Source organism: Pandoraea pnomenusa, from assembly GCF_040391475.1.
Lineage (GTDB): Bacteria > Pseudomonadota > Gammaproteobacteria > Burkholderiales > Burkholderiaceae > Pandoraea > Pandoraea pnomenusa_C.
The window spans coordinates 59,525-77,454 of record NZ_JBEBXS010000017.1 but is presented as its reverse complement, the minus strand read 5'-3'; the positions used below and the strand labels follow the sequence as shown (position 1 = coordinate 77,454).

Here is a 17,930-nt window from a genome sequence, read left to right as displayed (position 1 = left end):
ATGTCATACGCATAGGTGGGTTGCTGTGTATCATAGCCGCACAATCTATAAGGAGAACCCCACAAATGAAGCTCGCTTTCGCTTTCGCGGCAATCGCCGCTGCCGTGGCCCCGGCACTCGCACAAGCCCAGTTCGCCAAGGCGGACGACGCCGTGGAGTACCGACAATCGGCATTGTTCCTGCTCGGTAATCACTTCGGCCGCATCGGCGCCGTGGTCAAGGGCGACGCCCCGTTCAACAAGGACGACGTGGCGAAGAACGCCGAACTCGTTGCAACGCTCTCGAAGCTGCCGTGGCCGGCGTTCGAAGGCGGCCAGACGACGGCCAAGAGCAAAGCGAAGCCCGAGGTGTTCTCCGACAAGGCGAAGTTCCAGCAGGCCGCCGAGAAGATGGAAACGGCCGTGGCCAAGCTCAATACCGTGGCCAAGGGCGGCGATCTCGCGTCGATCAAGACGGCCTTCGGCGAAGCGGCACAGACGTGCAAGAGCTGCCACGACAACTTCCGCGCGAAGTAAGCGTCGCTCGCTCGCTAACGAAAAAGCCGGTCGTATGACCGGCTTTTTTTATGCGCTGACGGCAGACCTCTGCTGCGCTCAATATGACGGCAACGCTGCCACGGCGGGCGTCAGATGAACGATCCGGTACACCACCGCCGAGGCGAGCACGATCAACACCAGCGCGCCGGTGCGCACGCGCCAGTCGTCGCGAGCCGGATGCACGGGCGCGGTCGTACGCTTGTCGCCCACGATCATCGGCTTGATCAGATCCTTCTTGCGTGCAATGCGGTAGTACAGAATCGCGAGCACGTGCAGCGCGACGAGCGCCACGAGCACCCATTGGTTACGCAGGTGCCAGCCGGTGAGCATGTCGCTCGTGTCCTTGTCGATGAACTTCACGAGCGGGCCGTCGTTGAAGATGTCGTCGTTCGAAAAGAGGCCGAGCCCGGCCTGGATCGCGAAGAAGAGCAGCATGGCGATGACCGACAGACCACCGAGCGGCGTATGACCCGCGAAGCGCGCGTCGGTGGCCTGCGGGTCGCGCAACGAGCGCAAGAAGGTGCCCGGCCCGGTGATGAACGCGCTGAAGCGTGCGTAACGCGGCCCGGCAATGCCCCAGACCAGCCGGAACAGCAGCAGCGCGAGCACGGCATAGCCGCACCAGAAGTGATAGACCATGGCGTTGCCGCCCGTCTTGGCGGTCACATAGGCGGCCACGGCCAGCACGACGAACGACCAGTGAAACAGGCGAGTGGGCAGGTCCCAGATGCGGATCGACTTCATTGGCGTGAAAATTCGTAAAGGGCGAACCTCGCGAGATTACCGCAAGCCTGCGACACCTGCACATGCCGGCGGGCGAAAAAAAACCGCCGGACGCGCCGGCGGTTTTCTTCATGCATCGAGACTGCGCAGTGCGCCGATCAGACGCGTGCGCCGAAGTTCGGATCGTTGCGATCGAGGTCTTCTTCGCCGTCCTTGCTGTTGTGCTTGATGAGGTCTTCGCGCTTCACGCCGAACCACATCGCCAGGGCGGCGGCCACGAACACCGACGAGTAGATACCGAACAGAATACCCACGGTCAGTGCCAGTGCGAAGTAGTGCAGCGTTTGGCCGCCGAAGAAGAACATCGACAGCACCATCATTTCCGTGCTCGCGTGCGTGATGATCGTACGCGACATGGTCGTGGTGATGGCGTGATCGATGACTTCCTGCACCGTGGCCTTGCGCATCTTCCGGAACGTCTCGCGAATCCGGTCGAAGATCACGACCGATTCGTTCACCGAGTAGCCGAGCACGGCCAGCACCCCCGCGAGCACCGCCAGCGAGAACTCCCACTGGAAGAAGGCGAAGAAGCCGAGAATGATCACCACGTCGTGCAGGTTGGCGATCACGCCCGCGACAGCGAACTTCCATTCGAAGCGGAACGACAGGTAGATGATGATGCCCACGACCACGAAGGTGAGCGCAAGCAACCCGTCCGTGAACAGTTCGTGCCCGATCTGCGGTCCGACGAATTCCACTCGACGCAGCTGCACGTCGGGGGCGTCGGCCTTGAGTGCGGTCATCACGGCATCGCTCTGCTGCGCGCTGGTGACCTGCTTGCCGTCCGGACCGGTCTGAATCGGCAGGCGGATCATCACGTCGCGCGAGGTGCCGAAGCTCTGCACCTGCACGTCGCGATAGCCAAGCTTGCCGACTTCACCCCGGATCTTCTCGAGATCGGCTGCCTGCGAGTAGGCCACTTCCATGACCGTGCCGCCGGTGAACTCGATCGACAGGTGCAGGCCCCGTGTGACCAGGAAGAACACCGCCGCCGCGAATGTGAGCGCCGAGACAATGTTGAAGATCAGGGCGTGCCGCATGAACGGCACGTCTTTCTTGATGCGGAAAAATTCCATGACTGTTTCCTCTCGCGCCTGCGGTTATTGCTCGCCTGCGTCCGGTGCGTTCTTCGCACCGTCCGGGCGCCAGACCTGACCGATCGCCAGCGATTTGAGCTTGCGACGGCCGCCGTACCACAGGTTGACCAGACCGCGCGAGAAGAACACGGCCGAGAACATCGAGGTCAGGATACCGAGGCAGTGCACCACGGCGAACGCGCGCACCGGGCCCGAACCGAAGGCCAGCAGCGCCAGACCGGCGATCAGCGTGGTCACGTTCGAGTCCAGAATCGTGGCCCAGGCGTGCTCGAAGCCCAGCGAAATCGCCTTCTGTGCCGAGGCCCCCGCACGCAGTTCCTCGCGGATACGTTCGTTGATCAGCACGTTGGCGTCGATGGCCATACCGAGCGTGAGCGCGATAGCGGCGATACCCGGCAGCGTGAGCGTGGCCTGCATCAACGACAGGATGGCCACGAGCAGCAGCAGGTTGAACAGCAGCGCGATGACCGAGAACACGCCGAACAGCATGTAGTACGCCATCATGAACACGGCAATGGCGATCAGGCCGTACAGCACCGAGTCCACACCCTTGTGCACGTTGTCGGCGCCGAGGCTCGGGCCGATGGTGCGTTCTTCGATGATTTCCATCGGGGCGGCGAGCGAACCGGCGCGCAGCAGCAGCGCCAGGTCGTTGGCGGCCTGTGCCGAGCCCATGCCTGTGATCTGGAAGCTCTGGCCCAGTTCGCTGCGAATGTTCGCCACCGTCAGCACTTCGCCCTTGCCCTTCTCGAACAGCACGATTGCCATCGGCTTGCCGATGTTGTCGCGCGAGACATCGCGCAGCACGCGACCGCCTGCGGCGTCGAGCTTGATGTTCACGGACGGCTGCTGGTGATCGTCGAAACCAGCCGAAGCGCTCGTGATGCGATCGCCGCTGAAGATCACCTGACGCTTGAGCATGACCGGTGCGCCATTGCCGTGCAGGAACAGTTCGTCCTGCGGGGGCACCGGCGTGTCGGCCGACACGAAGCGAGGGGCGTCCGGATCGACCAGACGGGCTTCGAGCGTTGCCGTGCGACCGATGATGTCCTTCGCCTTGGCCGTGTCCTGCACGCCGGGCAACTGCACCACGATGCGGTCCGGACCTTCCTGCTGGATCACCGGTTCCGCCACGCCGAGTTCGTTCACCCGGTTGTGCAGCGTCACGATGTTCTGCTTGACGGCGTTGTCCTGCACGGCGCGGCGGGCCGCTTCCGTGAACGCACCGACCACCTTGAACGTGCCGTTCGGGCCGGCTTGCGTGGTGTAGGCGAGATCGGGCAGGCCGTCGCTGAGGGCGCCACGGGCGCGCTCGGCTTCTTCCTGCGTGCTGAAGGCGGCTTCGATACCGTTGTCCGTGCGCGTCACGCCGTTGTGGCGGATGTTCTTGTCGCGCAGCAGCGTACGGGCGTCGGCAGCGGCGGCGTCCAGACGCTTGGTGATCGCGCCGGCCATGTCGACTTGCAGCAGGAAGTGCACACCGCCACGCAGGTCGAGGCCGAGGTACATCGGCAGCGCGTGAATGCGGGTGAGCCATTCCGGCGAAGCGGAGAGCAGGTTCAGGGCGACGACGTAGGTCGGGTCGGTCGGATCGGCATTCAGTGCGCCCTGGAGCAGGTCCTTGGCGCGCAGCTGGGTGTCGGTGTCGGCGAAGCGAATGCGCACGCTCGGGTTGTTGCCCGTGCTGTCGAACACAGCGCCCTGGAAGGCGATGTTCTGTGCTCTGAGTGCGTCTTCAGCGCGCGAGAGCGTCGAGGGATCGACCTTGACGGTCGCCTTGACGCTGGAAATCTGTACCGCCGGTGTTTCACCGAACAGGTTCGGCAGCGTATAGAGCACCCCGATGGCGAGCGCCACCAGAATGATGATGTATTTCCAGAGAGGATAGCGATTCATAGCGGCGGGCTAGGGTGATGCCTCGTGGCAAACCGTGCTTCAGACCGGCTAGCAAGGCAACGCAGGTCGCCAGACCCGCGCCGCCATGCACTGCGGCCGCCGGAGAGGGCGGCCGCATGCGGTTGCGCGAAGGATCAGAGCGCCTTGATGGTGCCCTTCGGCAGCAGGGTCGTGATCGCACCCTTTTGCACGTTGATCTCGACGTTCTCTGCGATCTCGACGGTCACGAAGGTCTCGCCGACCTTCGAGATGCGACCGGCCAGACCACCCGACGTCACGACTTCGTCGCCCTTGGCGAGGGCGGCCAGCATGTTGCGCGTTTCTTTCTGACGCTTCATTTGTGGACGGATCATGATGAAATACAGCACCACGAACATCAGCACGAGCGGCAGGAAGCTCATCAGGTTGCTGGTCGGGCTGGCGGCGCCTGCCGTCTGAGCGAAAGCTTCGGAAATCAGCACGTTCGGTTCTCCTTATGTAAGACGTGTAGAAGCCGCGTGTGACCGGTGACCCGGATACGCGCGGCGTGTGTTTCGGTGCGAGGATTCAGGATCCAAGCCCGGTATTTTACCACTGCCCGACGCCCCTCCACGGGGATTCGGTACCCGTCGCCGGGCCCCCGCCATTACTGCACGCCGCGCGCGCGATCGGCGCGGAATTGCGCGACGAACGCGTCGAATCGGTGGGCTTCGATGGCATCCCGGATTTCCTGCATCAGCGTGAGATAGTAATGCAGGTTATGGATGGTGTTGAGCCGCGCACCCAGAATCTCCCCGGCTCTCTGCAAATGATGCAGATAGGCGCGCGAGAAGTTTCGACAGGTGTAACAGCCGCAAGTTTCGTCCAGCGGGCGCGTATCGGTCTTGTGCGACGCATTGCGGATCTTGAGATCGCCGAAACGCGTGAAGAGCCAGCCGTTGCGGGCGTTTCGCGTGGGCATGACGCAGTCGAACATGTCGACGCCCGCCGCCACGCCGGCCACCAGGTCTTCCGGCGTGCCCACGCCCATCAAATAGTGCGGTTTGTTCGCCGGCAGGCGCGGTGCCACGTGCTCGAGCACGCGCATCATGTCTTCCTTCGGCTCGCCCACCGACAGCCCGCCGATGGCGTAACCATGGAAGTCCAGCTCGGAGAGCCCTGCGAGCGACTCGTCGCGCAGATGCTCGTACATGCCGCCCTGCACGATACCGAACAGTGCGTTCGGGTTCTCCAGGCGGTTGAATTCGTCGATGGAGCGCTTGGCCCAGCGCAGCGACATGCGCATCGACTGGCCGGCTTCCGTTTCCGTGGCCGGACGCCCGTCGATCTCATACGGCGTGCATTCGTCGAACTGCATGACGATGTCCGAATTAAGCACGTGCTGGATCTGCATCGAGATTTCCGGCGACAGGAACAGACGGTCGCCGTTGACCGGCGAGGCGAATTTCACGCCTTCTTCGCTGATTTTGCGCAACTCGCCGAGGCTGAAGACCTGAAAACCGCCGGAGTCGGTGAGAATCGGACGATCCCAGCCCATGAAGCGGTGCAGGCCGCCGTGTGCGGCGATGGTTTCCAGTCCCGGGCGCAGCCAGAGGTGGAACGTGTTGCCGAGAATGATCTGGGCATTGTTTTCGACGAGTTCGGCCGGCGACATCGCCTTGACCGAGCCGTACGTGCCCACGGGCATGAAGATGGGCGTCTCCACCACGCCGTGATTGAGCGTGACGCGCCCCCGACGGGCTTGCCCGTCGGTGGTGATGAGTTCGAACTTGAGCATGTGTCATGCGCCCCGGCACCACCAGCAAAACAAGCCGGCGCCCGCACGGGACGTCAAAAAAGCGGCCAGCGCCCCATGCGCGGCCAAGGCGGTATTGTACCGGGTCGCACGGCCGTCATTGTGACGGCGTGCGCCGGTCGATGCTGCGATCCGGGTATCCGGCGATGCCGGTCAGGCGGCGGCTTTCGGCGCGTCGTGCATTTCCACGCGCGAGAGGATCATCGCGTCGCCATAGCTGAAGAAGCGATAGCGCTGCTCGATCGCGTGGCGATAGGCCGCGCGGATCGTCTCCATGCCCGAGAAAGCCGACACCAGCATGAGCAGCGTGGATTTGGGCAGATGGAAGTTCGTAATCAGACGATCGACCACCTGGAAACGGTAGCCCGGCGTGATGAAGATGTCCGTTTCGGCACTGCCCGCGCGCAATGTGCCCGGGGCGCCACCGGCCGCCAGCGTGGCTTGCGCCGCCGACTCCAGCGCGCGCATCGAGGTCGTGCCCACGGCGATGACGCGTCCGCCTCGCGCGCGGGTTGCGGCGATGGCGTCCACCAGCGCAGGCGTGACTTCGTACCATTCCGCATGCATCTTGTGCTCGCCGATGTTCTCGACACGCACCGGCTGGAACGTGCCCGCGCCGACGTGAAGCGTCAGGGTCGCGCGTTGCACGCCCAGTGCGTCGAGGCGTGCGAACAGGCCGTCGTCGAAGTGCAGGCCCGCCGTGGGCGCAGCCACCGCGCCCGGGTTGCGGGCGTAGACCGTCTGGTAACGGGTTTCGTCGGCGGCGTCGGCATCGTGTTCGATGTAGGGCGGCAGCGGCAGACGGCCGTAGGTCTCGAGCAACGTGTAGCAGTCGTCGGGGAAATGCAGCGTGTAGAACTGATCGACACGCTCGCCGACCGTCACTTCGAAGGCATCGGCCAGACGAAGCAGGGTGCCGGGGCCCGGGCTCTTGCTGGCGCGGATCTGGGCGAGGGCGGTGCGATTGTCGATCACGCGCTCGACGAGGACTTCGATCTTGCCGCCGCTGGCCTTCTGGCCGAACAGTCGCGCCTTGATCACGCGGGTGTCGTTGAACACCAGCAGGTCGCCGGGGGCGAGCAGGTTGGGCAGGTCGGCGAAGTGCCGGTCGTAAAGGGACGGCGGCGTGACGCTGCCGTCGACCTCCAGCAGTCGGCTGGCGGTACGCTCGGTGAGCGCGGTCTGCGCGATCAGCTCCGGCGGCAGGTCGAAATCGAAATCGGAAAGGGTATACATCAGCGTTTACAATGCGTAGCAACCGTTATTTTACTTGGTTCGTCCGAAAGGCTGCCGATATGGTGTGTGCCTGATCGGCGAACGCCCGACTCGCGACTGCATGACCGAACGCAGAATGCCCGCCACCGCGCCTGACGACGCCCCTGCCGACCTTGTCGATCTTGCCGACGCGGCAGATTCGCCGCGTCCGGCCGCCAAAAGCGCCAGACGCACCGCGAAGCGCCCCGATGCCGACCTCCCCACCGACGCCAAGCCTGCCAAAGCGTCCAGGGACGGCAAGGCGGCCAAGCCCGCCAAGCCCGCAGCCAAGAAGGCGGGCGCCGGGAGTGCCGACAAGCTCGCGAAGCTCGGCCTGAAGCGCGACATCGACCTGATCCTGCATCTGCCGATGCGCTATGAGGACGAAACCACGCTGCGCAAGATCGGCGAAGTGCTGCCGAGCGAGCTGGCGCAGGTCGAGGGCGTAGTGACGTCCAGCGAGGTTGCGTACCGGCCGCGCCGCCAGTGGGTCGTACGCATTGCGGACGAAGGCGACGAACTGGTGCTGCGTTTTCTGAATTTCTACGGTAGCCAGCAAAAGCAACTCGCCATCGGCACGCGGGTACGGGTGCGCGGCGAAGTGCGCGGTGGCTTCTTCGGGCTGGAGATGGTGCACCCGGCGTATCGCGTCGTGCAGGACGCCGCCGCACCACTGCCCGAATCGCTCACGCCCGTGTACCCGAGCGCGGCGGGCCTGTCGCAGGCGTATCTGCGCAAAGCGATCCACAACGCGATGGAACGCACACCGCTGCCCGAGCTACTGCCGCCCGGGTTGCTGCAACATGCCATCGGCCCCGATCATCCACTCCCTGCGCTCGCCGACGCCGTGCGTCTGCTCCATGCGCCGCCGCCCAACGTGTCCGAGACGGCGCTCATCGAGCGCTCGCACCCGGCATGGTTGCGCATCAAATGCGAAGAACTCCTCGCGCAGCAACTCTCGCTCAAACGGGCGCAGGCCGCGCGCCGACGGCTCGCCGCACCGGCCCTCGGCACGCACGTAGCGGGCGGATTGCTGGAACGCTTCGAGGCGGCGTTGCCGTTCCGTCTGACAGGCGCGCAGCAACGCGTCTGGGCGGAGATTCGCGCCGATCTGGCCGAGCCGCATCCGATGCAGCGTCTGTTGCAGGGGGACGTGGGCAGCGGCAAGACGATCATTGCCGCACTCGCCGCTGCGCAAGCCATCGACGCCGGCTTTCAGGCGGCGATCATGGCGCCTACCGAAATTCTTGCGGAACAGCACCTGCGCAAGCTCTCCGCCTGGCTCGAACCGCTGGGCGTACAGGTTGCGTGGCTCGCGGGCAGCATGAAGGCGAAGGAGAAGCGCGAAGCGCTGGCGCGCGTGGCGAGCGGCGAAGCGCAACTCGTCATTGGTACGCACGCGATCATTCAGGACTCGGTCACGTTCGCCCGGCTGGGCATGGCTGTCGTCGACGAACAGCACCGGTTCGGCGTGGCACAGCGGCTTGCGTTGCGCAGCAAGATGCAGAGTGCGGGCATGGGCGAGAACGCCATGCCGCACCAGTTGATGATGAGCGCGACGCCCATTCCGCGCACGCTCGCCATGACGTACTACGCCGACCTCGACGTCTCGGTGATCGACGAACTGCCGCCGGGCCGCAGCCCGGTGGTGACGAAGCTCATCAGCGACACGCGCCGCCCGGAGGTGATCGATCGCGTGCGGGCGGCGGCGCTTGCCGGCCGTCAGGTGTACTGGGTCTGCCCGCTCATCGAAGAGAGCGAAGCCCTGCAACTGCAGACGGCGGTCGACACGCACGCACAACTCGTGGCCGCGCTGCCGGAACTGCGCGTGGGCCTCGTGCACGGACGCCTCTCGCCCGCCGAGAAGGCCGCCGTGATGGAGGACTTCACGCGCGGCGACACGCATTTGCTGGTGGCGACCACGGTGATCGAAGTGGGTGTCGACGTGCCCAATGCGTCGCTGATGGTGATCGAGCATGCGGAACGCTTCGGACTCGCACAACTGCACCAATTGCGCGGACGCGTCGGGCGCGGCTCGGCGGAATCCGTGTGCCTGCTGATGTACGCCTCGCCGTTGTCGATGGGCGCGAAGGCGCGCCTGCAGACGATGCGCGAGACCACCGATGGTTTCGTGATCGCGCGTCGCGATCTGGAGATTCGAGGGCCGGGCGAATTTCTTGGGGCACGGCAGTCGGGGGCGGCCATGTTGCGCTTCGTCGATCTGAACGAAGACGCATGGATGATCCCGGGGGCGCAGGAAGCGGCAGAGCAATTGCTGAAGTCGCACCCGGGGGCCGTGGCTGCACATCTGGAGCGCTGGCTGGGCGCGCGCGAAGACTATCTTAAGGCGTGAACGGCGGCCGACAGGTGCGCCCGCGCGGCGTGAATTGCGCGGAAGTCAGGGCGAGTCACCGCCCGAAAACGGGCAATTACCGCCCGATTGTGCTATAAAAAACAAAATCTATCGATTGCGGTAATTCGATTAATTTACACAGGTTAGGACGACATGACCCTCACGGAACTCAAGTACATCGTGGCGGTGGCGCGCGAACGCCATTTCGGTCGCGCGGCGGAAGCCTGTTTCGTCAGCCAGCCGACGCTCTCGGTGGCCATCAAGAAGCTCGAAGACGAGCTGAACGTACAGATTTTCGAACGTGGCGCGGCCGAAGTCAGTGTGACGCCGCTCGGCGAACAGATCGTCGCGCAGGCGCAGCGCGTGCTTGAACAGACCATCGCCATCAAGGAAATCGCCAAGCAGGGCCGCGATCCGCTCGCCGGCCCGCTGCGACTTGGCGTGATCTACACGATCGGACCGTATTTGCTGCCGGCACTCGTCAAGCAGATGATCGAGACGACGCCGCAGATGCCGCTCATGCTGCAGGAGAACTACACACTCAAGCTGATCGAGTTGCTCAAGCAGGGCGAAATCGACGCGGCGATCATGGCGCTGCCGTTCCCGGAGAGCGGCCTGATGGTGCGTCCGCTCTACGACGAGCCGTTCGTCGTGGCGCTGCCGCGCTCGCACCCCTGGGCGACGCGCGAACAGATCGACGCGGGCGATCTGAAGCAGGAAACGATGCTGCTGCTCGGCAGCGGTCACTGCTTCCGCGATCACGTGCTGGGCGTTTGCCCGGAGCTGATGCGTTTCTCGCAGAACGCGGACGGGATTCAGAAGACGTTCGAAGGCTCGTCGCTGGAAACGATTCGCCACATGGTGGCGAGTGGCGTGGGGATCACCGTGCTGCCAAAGACGTCGGTGCCGGAGACACAGGCGCCCGACAGTCTGCTGCGCTACGTGCCGTTCTCGGCGCCGGTGCCCGACCGCCGCGTGGTGTTGGCGTGGCGCAAGAGCTTCACGCGCCTGCCCGCCATTGAAGCCGTGGCGCAAGCCATTGCCAAATGCGACCTGCCGGGTGTGATTCCGCTCGACCTGCCCGCGACATCGAACTGATGTCGAACTGACGCTGCGGGGCGTATCTACCCCGCGTTCGTTCCCCCGAAAAAGCCATACGCCGCTGCCTCCGTGCCGCGGCGTATTGCTTTTGCCTATTGAATGCATAAAAACGATCAATTCGATAATTTCGATAAAAATAATTAATCTGGTCGCAGGCGTTTGAAACGACCGTTCCAACGGAGCTGCGGCACGACTCAGACGCCCCCCGACCGCTTGCAACCGCTCACGACCGCTCATGCAGCCCGACGCATTCGAGGTGCCGACGATGACCCAACTCAAGGCGTATTTGCACGACATCGAAACCACGCTGACGCAGGTACTCGCCGACTTCGCCCTCATGGGTGCGTGACGTCAACGAGAAGCCAGCGTGAAGTCAGTGTGAAGCGCGTATCAATTTCGCGCGATTGTTCGATCAAAAAAGGAGAGCGTCACATGTCCGATACCCAAAAACTCACGACCGCCGCCGGAGCCCCGGTGCCCGACAACCAGAACACGATGACTGCCGGCCCGCGCGGCCCCGCGTTGTTGCAAGACGTGTGGTTCCTCGAGAAGCTCGCTCACTTCGACCGAGAAGTGATTCCCGAGCGTCGCGTGCATGCCAAGGGATCGGGGGCGTTCGGCAAGCTCACCATCACGCACGACATCACGCAGTACAGCCGGGCGCGCGTGTTCGAAGCCATCGGCAAGGAAACGCCGGTGTTCCTGCGCTTCTCGACGGTGGCCGGCGAGCGTGGCGCGGCCGATGCCGAGCGCGATGTGCGCGGTTTCGCGCTGAAGTTCTATACCGACGAAGGCAACTGGGATCTCGTGGGCAACAACACGCCGGTGTTCTTCGTGCGTGATCCGCTCAAGTTCCCCGACTTCATCCACACGCAAAAGCGCGATCCGAAGACCAACCTGCGCAACCCGACGGCTGCGTGGGACTTCTGGTCGCGTCACCCGGAATCGCTGCATCAGGTGACCATCCTCATGAGCGATCGCGGGCTGCCCGCGAACTATCGTCAACAGCACGGTTTCGGCTCGCATACGTTCAGCTTCGTCAATGCGGCGAACGAACGCTTCTGGGTGAAGTTTCACTTCAAGTCGATGCAGGGCGTGGAGAACCTCACGAACGCGCAGGCCGCGCAAATCGTGGCAGGTGATCGCGAGAGCGCACAGCGCGACCTGTTCGAGGCTATCGAAGCGGGTAACTTCCCGCGCTGGCGCATGCAGGTCCAGGTGATGCCGGAGGCCGACGCCGCCACGTATCGCATCAACCCGTTCGACCTGACGAAGGTGTGGCCGCATGCCGACTATCCGCTCGTCGACGTGGGTGTGCTGGAGCTCAACCGGAATCCGGAAAACTACTTCGCCGACGTTGAGCAGGCGGCGTTCAATCCGGCCAACGTCGTGCCGGGTATCGGCTTCTCGCCCGATCGCATGCTGCAGGGACGCCTGTTCTCGTATGGCGACACGCAGCGTTATCGGCTCGGCGTGAATCACGGCGCCATTCCGGTCAACGCGCCGAAGTGCCCGTTCCACAACAGCTTCCATCGCGACGGCGCGATGCGCGTGGATGGCAACCTCGGCAGCACGACGAACTACGAGCCGAACCGCTACGGCGCGTTCGCCGAGCAGCCGGAATTTCGCGAACCACCGCAAGCGGTCGGCGCCGTGGCGGACCGTTACGACCATCGTGAAGACGATGACTACTACTCGCAGCCGCGTGCGCTCTTCAACCTGTTCGACGACGCACAGAAGGCGCGCCTGTTCGGCAACATCGCCGCCGCGATGCAGGGGGTGCCCGACGACGTGTCGACCCGCCAGATCGCGCACTTCGAGAAGATCGATCCGGCGTACGCGCAAGGCGTGATCGCCGCGCGTCAGGCGTTGGCGAAGTAAGGGAAGCGCTGGACGGTACGGTTGGTACCGTGTGAGCCGACGAATCGCGCGGGGGCGGATGACACCGTCCCCGCGTGTTCATGTACGGTCGATGCCCGAACGGCGTCGGGGTCTGGTGTCAGGCGGCGGGCCAGAACGCCCGTATCGCGGCGACGCCGTACGCACCCGCATGTCGGGCGTTCGCGAGCATGTCGGCACGCATGCCGCCAAGCGCGAAGACAGGCAGCGAGGCCTGCGAGGCGAGCGCGGTGAACGCAGGCCAGCCGAGTGGCGTGGCGTTCGGGTGCGTTGCCGTGGCGAGCACGGGCGAGAGCGTGACGAAGTCGAGTTCGAGTCGAGCGGCGTGTGCGAGTTGTGCGGCGTCGTGGCAGGCGGCGCTCACGCGTTTCCATCCGCGTGGGCGCGCCTTGCAGGCCATCAGTCGCGCGCTCGTCAGGTGCCAGCCGTCGGCCTGCGGCACGATGCCGGCACGCGCATCGTCGACGGCGTCGAGCCAGAGATCCGCCACGTCGTGCGGCGGGTTCAGGATCAGCTCGGCGCCGGCGGCATGCGTGAGCGCCAGCGCGCTCTCCGCGAGTGCCCGGTAGCCGTCGGCATCGAGCGAACGATTGCGAAGCTGTACGAGGCGAATGCCACGCGCAAGCGCTTGCGCGAGTTGTGAAGCGAAGGTGGCGATGTGGGCGCGAGACGAGACGTCGGGCGTCACCAGCAGTTGGCGGGGGAGCGTTGTGGCGTCCGCTGCGAAGTGGTTGGGCATGCGGGCAGTGTAACCGGAATGCCCGCGCGAACCTCTTGAGGAAAGTACGGAGCGTGGCCCGCCGCGACCGTTGGCACGGGCGTCCCTATCGAGCGCGAACCGTCATAGAGAAAGGGTGCACTTGGGAGTCCAGTCCAGTAGACTGGCGGGATGCCCATCGATTGGCTCGCCCGAAATCTCCTCGTCAGTCTGTTCCTGCCGCCCGCCAATGTGCTGGTGATCGCGGTGCTGGCGCTCATCTTCTGGCGGCGCTGTCCGCGCGTCGGCAAGACCCTGATGATCCTCGCGGTGCTGGCGTTCTGGGTGCAGGCCATGCCCTGGTTCGGCAATCTACTGGCCCGCCCGCTCGAGGTCGGCACGGTAGTGGATCTCAAAGCCTACGACGCGGCACGCCAAACCCCGGCGGCTGCGGCGACGTTGCCCCAAGCCGTGGTGATCCTCGGTGGCGGCGTCAGCCTGAACGCCGCAGAGTTCGGCCGAGACAATGGCGCCGATTTGAGTCCCGATACGCTGGCGCGTGTGCGCTATGGTGCATTCCTCGCGCGACACACCCAACTGCCGGTGCTGGTCTCGGGCGGCAGTCCTAGCGGTCGTGTGACGGAAGGTCGCATGATGGCCCAAGTCGCCACTGACGAGTTCGGCGTGCCTGTGCGATGGACCGAAGGACAATCCCTGAATACGGCGCAAAACGCCACTTTCAGCGCGCGTATGCTGACGAACGTCGGCGTGTCGCGCGTCTACCTGGTCACGAGTGCCTGGCATATGCGCCGTTCCGTCGACCAGTTTGAGCGCGCCGGTCTCACGGTGGTACCCGCACCGTGTTGCAACACGCGTCCGCTCGATCCGGATGCCGTGCCTGGCGTATGGCCCACGCTCGACGGCCTGCGCACCACGCGTGCGGCAATGCGCGAGTGGATGGCGCTCGCCGTGGGCCATTGATCCATGGGTGCGCCCGGATTGCCAGGCGCGCTCATCGTCTGCGAGATGTCATGAAGTCCCGGCATCGTAGCAGGCAGATTTTCCCGGAGCCCGGCCGCGGCATGGGCTCCATGAATTGCCAACCCTGAAAAACGAGAGAGACGTATGAAGACGAAAGCTGTTCTGACCGTTGAAGACGTGCAGAAGATCAACGCCGCCGCCGTGGCCGAAGCCACCGCGAATGGCTGGAATGTGTGCATCACGATCGTCGACGACGGCGGTCATGCCCTGTCGATGTATCGCATGGACGGCGCCGCCCCCAGCACCGCCATGATGTCGCTGGGCAAGGCCCAGACCTCGGCGGTCGGCCGTCGCGAAAGCGGTGCGTTCGAAGAGATGATCAATGGCGGACGTTTTGCCTTCCTCAGCGCGCCGAACACGGCGATGCTCGAGGGCGGCGTGCCCATCATCGTTGACGGTGACGTGATCGGTGCAGTGGGCGTGTCCGGTGTGAAGTCGGCGCAAGACGCGCAGATCGCCCGCGCAGGCATCGCCACGGTGACGGGCAAGTAACGCGCCTGAGCACCGTCCGGGCAACGATCCTCAGGTGGATTGCCCGACGCCAGAATGACGAAAACATCGCCGGTGAGAGCCGGCGATGTTTTTTTGTGCCCTTGTGCCCGTTAGGCGCAGTGGAAGCGTCAGAAAAAGAAAACCCGTCCTTGCGGACGGGTCAAAGGCTTGTCAGGCCGGATGGCCCACCTGAGGCTTGGCAGGTGGAACCACGAGGAGAACATCAATGAAACCCGTGTGGGTGGACAAAAAAAGTGGCTTGGCTGGCGCGCAACGCAGGTAGAGAGGGGCTTGCCGTAACTACATGGGATCGCGTTGCGTTCGCTGGCTACTGCCAAACACCTCTTAGGCGAGGTGGTCCCCACAAAACTCGGTGAAGGTGGCGGCAAGGTCGTGGTCTTGCCACCGCCAAAATACTTTACGACTTCAACGGCTTACTTCGTCAGGATCAACTTGCCGTAACGCGTGGCGCGCAACTGGTACGTCTGTCCGTTGTGCAGGATGTTCACGCATTGCGTGCCTTGCAGCAGGTGATCGCTCGTCAGGACACGGCCCGTTGCGTGGCTGGCCGGCTTCTCTGCCGCCGGACTGGCCACTTGCGTGCGCGCTACCGACAGGGTGCGACGCGGTGCCGTGGCGGGCGGGGTCTGGCGGGCAGTGGTGTGGCTTGCGGTCATCTCGCTCATCCGTGTGGCTGACTGTGAGATGAATATTAAATGAGAATCATTCCCATTTATATTTGAATTTGACTATTGGCGTGTTTGAGAAAATAGATTTTGATAATCAGAATTGCCGGACGGCGCGTGCGGTCGTCCGGCAGCACGCCGTCGGAGACGGCCGCCCGGCGGTGCTTAGCCCAGTGCGCCTTGCTCGGCCAGCGCGCGAATCTGGGTCACGGTGTCGATGTCGGCTTCACGATAGGCGGATTTCACAAATTCGCTATAGCGCGTATCGGCCGTCGCGGCGTCCTCCGGCAGCGTGGTGCTGTACGTGAAGCGCACGAAGTAGTGCGTCGGTGTCGGCTCCTCGATACGCATCGTGAGCGAGCCACCCGCATGCTGCTCGGTCGCGGCGGTCTCGTAGCGGACGGATTGCCGGTCGTCGAAGACCACGCGATCGTGCACCACGGCTTCGCCGAAGCGCAACTCGCGCACCAGCGTATCGTCCGTGCGTTCGTGCACGACGCATTGATCCAGCCCCAGCACGAAGGATTCCGGTTGCTCGGCGCGTAGCACGAGGCCACGCCACAACTGTTCGCGCGACAGCGAAAACGCCAGTGGGTTCAGGAGGTCATTGACCTCGATGAGATGCTCGTACTGCAAGAATTTTCCCCTTCAATCGATGACGGTCGGCACGCATGTCATGGCGTGCCGGCCGCGCCGGATCTTACTCGACCAGCGTACTGTCAATGGCGATCGTGCCCGACAACACCTTGTGAATTGGGCACGCATTGGCAATTTCCAAGAGGCGCTGACGCTGTTCCTCCGACAAATCGCCGGCAAGTTCGATCTTTCGCGTGATTTGCGTGGTCCCGGCGGGCGGTTTGCCATCGGGATTCATCGCGAGCGTGACCTTTACGTCCTTGAGCGGCCACTCCTTGCGGCGCGCGTACATCTGCAACGTGATCGATGTGCACGCGCCGAGACTCGACAGCAGCAGTGCTGCAGGCGCCGGGCCGAGATCGGCGCCGCCGAGCGTCGCAGGCTCGTCGGCGAGCCATTCGTGTTTGCCGTCCGAGAGGTGAGTGGTGAAACCCGCGGCGCCTAAATGGGCGGTGACAATCGCTTCTGCAGCCATGACAGCTCCTGTTTTCCTGATGGGCTCGATGAAAACGGCCCGGCGAATGTCTCGGGCCACAATGCGCACATTGAGTGTCATTGTGACCCAATTTCGCCGGGCCGGTGCGAACGACGGGTGTCACGCTCCGCCGTGTGACGGATTGCCGCCTCACGTCATGCGCGACAACGTTCAGGCGTGGGTGCCCGATGCCGGAATGTGTCCCATGCGTCCGGCCTGGAAGTCGAGAATCGCCTGGCGGATCTCGCTTTCCGTGTTCATGACGAACGGGCCGTAGCGTGCCACCGGCTCGCCCAACGGCTTGCCACCGATCAACAGAAACGACATCGGTTTGTCGCTATCGTTGCGCACGGTAACGCTCTCGCCTTCGTTGCCGAAGACGACCATCTGATGCGTTTTGGCGGCCGTGGCCTCGGCACCGAAGTGTCCTTCGCCGTCGATCACGTAGGCAAACACGTTGAAGTCCGCCGGCACCGGATGATCGAGCAAGGCCTGCGGCTGCAGCGTGAAGTGCTGGTACAGAATCGGCGTGCGCGTCTCGATGGCCGCGCGCGTGCCAAGCGCCTCGCCCGCGATCACGCGCACCGAGACCTTGCCGTCTTCGCTCGTCGCGCTCGGGATACCCGCGGCGGGCAGTTCCTGATACCGCGGCGTCATCATCTTGTCCGTGCGCGGCAGGTTCACCCAGAGCTGGAAGCCGTGCATCTCACCGCCGCGCTGCTGGAACGCCTGCGAAGGCATCTCCGAGTGAATCACGCCCGCACCGGCCGTCATCCATTGCACGTCGCCGGGGGTGAGCTTGCCGGCGTGACCTTGCGAGTCGCGATGCTCCATCTCGCCGGCGAGCAGATACGTGACTGTCTCGAAGCCGCGGTGCGGGTGATCGGGGGCGCCCTTGGCGTCGCCGGGGGCGACCTGCATCGGGCCCATTTCGTCGAGCAGCAGGAAAGGATCGAAGTCCATCATCATGCGCGTCGGGAACGGGCGGTTGACGTGAAAACCGGCGCCTTCCTGCGTTTGTGCCGCCGTGAAGACACGGGTGACCGGACGGGCGAAGGTGGTGCTCATGTCGGAATCTCCTGTGGGGACGCTCGCCGAGATGGCGTCTTGCGTCCAATGTCATGTCCTCACTATATCGGGGCGCATGGCACGCAGAGTAGACCGTAACGCTGGAAGGATTGTTACCCGATTGGAACAATGCCGGGTAAAA

At 64.0% G+C, this 17,930-nt stretch carries 17 protein-coding genes; 6 read left to right on the top strand and 11 right to left on the bottom strand.

Annotated features, from left to right (window positions below; genetic code table 11):
- Positions 1-65: 65 nt before the first annotated feature.
- Positions 66-515, top strand: a complete 450-nt coding sequence (locus ABWO90_RS17875; protein ID WP_353192574.1) for a c-type cytochrome — start codon at positions 66-68, stop codon at positions 513-515.
- A 78-nt stretch (positions 516-593) separates the two neighbouring features.
- Here ABWO90_RS17875 and ABWO90_RS17870 read toward each other — a convergent pair whose 3' ends face one another.
- From ABWO90_RS17870 to queA, 6 genes are all read right to left on the bottom strand, one after another.
- Positions 594-1,280 carry a cytochrome b/b6 domain-containing protein gene (locus ABWO90_RS17870; protein WP_353192573.1) on the bottom strand — a complete coding sequence of 229 codons (687 nt, stop codon included), beginning with the start codon at positions 1,278-1,280 and terminating at the stop codon, positions 594-596.
- Between the two features lie 137 nt (positions 1,281-1,417).
- Positions 1,418-2,395: a protein translocase subunit SecF gene (gene secF, locus ABWO90_RS17865; RefSeq protein WP_353192572.1), complete on the bottom strand. Its 978-nt coding sequence runs from the start codon at positions 2,393-2,395 to the stop codon at positions 1,418-1,420.
- A gap of 24 nt (positions 2,396-2,419) precedes the next feature.
- Positions 2,420-4,312: a protein translocase subunit SecD gene (gene secD / locus ABWO90_RS17860; protein WP_353192571.1), complete on the bottom strand. Its 1,893-nt coding sequence runs from the start codon at positions 4,310-4,312 to the stop codon at positions 2,420-2,422.
- 134 nt (positions 4,313-4,446) lie between these two features.
- Positions 4,447-4,713, bottom strand: a complete 267-nt coding sequence (gene yajC / locus ABWO90_RS17855; RefSeq protein ID WP_233179920.1) for a preprotein translocase subunit YajC — start codon at positions 4,711-4,713, stop codon at positions 4,447-4,449.
- A 224-nt stretch (positions 4,714-4,937) separates the two neighbouring features.
- Positions 4,938-6,068 (bottom strand): tRNA guanosine(34) transglycosylase Tgt, encoded by a 1,131-nt coding sequence (gene tgt, locus ABWO90_RS17850; protein ID WP_353192570.1) that lies wholly within the window; start codon positions 6,066-6,068, stop codon positions 4,938-4,940.
- A 171-nt stretch (positions 6,069-6,239) separates the two neighbouring features.
- Positions 6,240-7,322: a tRNA preQ1(34) S-adenosylmethionine ribosyltransferase-isomerase QueA gene (gene queA, locus ABWO90_RS17845; RefSeq protein WP_353192569.1), complete on the bottom strand. Its 1,083-nt coding sequence runs from the start codon at positions 7,320-7,322 to the stop codon at positions 6,240-6,242.
- Between the two features lie 100 nt (positions 7,323-7,422).
- Here queA and recG point away from each other — a divergent pair, with 100 nt between their 5' ends.
- From recG to ABWO90_RS17830, 3 genes are all read left to right on the top strand, one after another.
- Positions 7,423-9,693, top strand: coding sequence for an ATP-dependent DNA helicase RecG (gene recG, locus ABWO90_RS17840; protein ID WP_353192568.1), 2,271 nt, complete (start codon positions 7,423-7,425; stop codon positions 9,691-9,693).
- A 153-nt stretch (positions 9,694-9,846) separates the two neighbouring features.
- Complete coding sequence (locus ABWO90_RS17835) at positions 9,847-10,791, top strand: LysR substrate-binding domain-containing protein (RefSeq protein WP_353192567.1); 945 nt, start codon at positions 9,847-9,849, stop codon at positions 10,789-10,791.
- Positions 10,792-11,226: 435 nt separating this feature from the next.
- Positions 11,227-12,675 (top strand): catalase, encoded by a 1,449-nt coding sequence (locus ABWO90_RS17830; RefSeq protein ID WP_353192566.1) that lies wholly within the window; start codon positions 11,227-11,229, stop codon positions 12,673-12,675.
- A 118-nt stretch (positions 12,676-12,793) separates the two neighbouring features.
- On the opposite strand, the gene ABWO90_RS17825 is transcribed toward ABWO90_RS17830, so the two are convergent.
- The gene (locus ABWO90_RS17825; RefSeq protein WP_353192565.1) at positions 12,794-13,432 is read right to left on the bottom strand and encodes a thiamine phosphate synthase; all 639 of its coding nucleotides are present in this window, start codon (positions 13,430-13,432) and stop codon (positions 12,794-12,796) included.
- Positions 13,433-13,582: 150 nt separating this feature from the next.
- Here ABWO90_RS17825 and ABWO90_RS17820 point away from each other — a divergent pair, with 150 nt between their 5' ends.
- Both ABWO90_RS17820 and ABWO90_RS17815 read left to right on the top strand, forming a co-directional pair.
- Entirely contained in the window at positions 13,583-14,371 is a 789-nt protein-coding gene (locus ABWO90_RS17820; RefSeq protein WP_353192564.1) for a YdcF family protein, read from the top strand.
- Positions 14,372-14,515: 144 nt separating this feature from the next.
- Complete coding sequence (locus ABWO90_RS17815) at positions 14,516-14,923, top strand: GlcG/HbpS family heme-binding protein (RefSeq protein ID WP_353192563.1); 408 nt, start codon at positions 14,516-14,518, stop codon at positions 14,921-14,923.
- A 434-nt stretch (positions 14,924-15,357) separates the two neighbouring features.
- On the opposite strand, the gene hemP is transcribed toward ABWO90_RS17815, so the two are convergent.
- From hemP to ABWO90_RS17795, 4 genes are all read right to left on the bottom strand, one after another.
- Entirely contained in the window at positions 15,358-15,609 is a 252-nt protein-coding gene (gene hemP / locus ABWO90_RS17810; RefSeq protein ID WP_353192562.1) for a hemin uptake protein HemP, read from the bottom strand.
- A gap of 165 nt (positions 15,610-15,774) precedes the next feature.
- The gene (locus ABWO90_RS17805) at positions 15,775-16,245 is read right to left on the bottom strand and encodes an SRPBCC family protein (protein ID WP_353192561.1); all 471 of its coding nucleotides are present in this window, start codon (positions 16,243-16,245) and stop codon (positions 15,775-15,777) included.
- A 64-nt stretch (positions 16,246-16,309) separates the two neighbouring features.
- Positions 16,310-16,720, bottom strand: a complete 411-nt coding sequence (locus ABWO90_RS17800) for an OsmC family protein (protein ID WP_353192560.1) — start codon at positions 16,718-16,720, stop codon at positions 16,310-16,312.
- Between the two features lie 171 nt (positions 16,721-16,891).
- Positions 16,892-17,788 carry a pirin family protein gene (locus ABWO90_RS17795; protein ID WP_353192559.1) on the bottom strand — a complete coding sequence of 299 codons (897 nt, stop codon included), beginning with the start codon at positions 17,786-17,788 and terminating at the stop codon, positions 16,892-16,894.
- Positions 17,789-17,930: the final 142 nt, after the last annotated feature.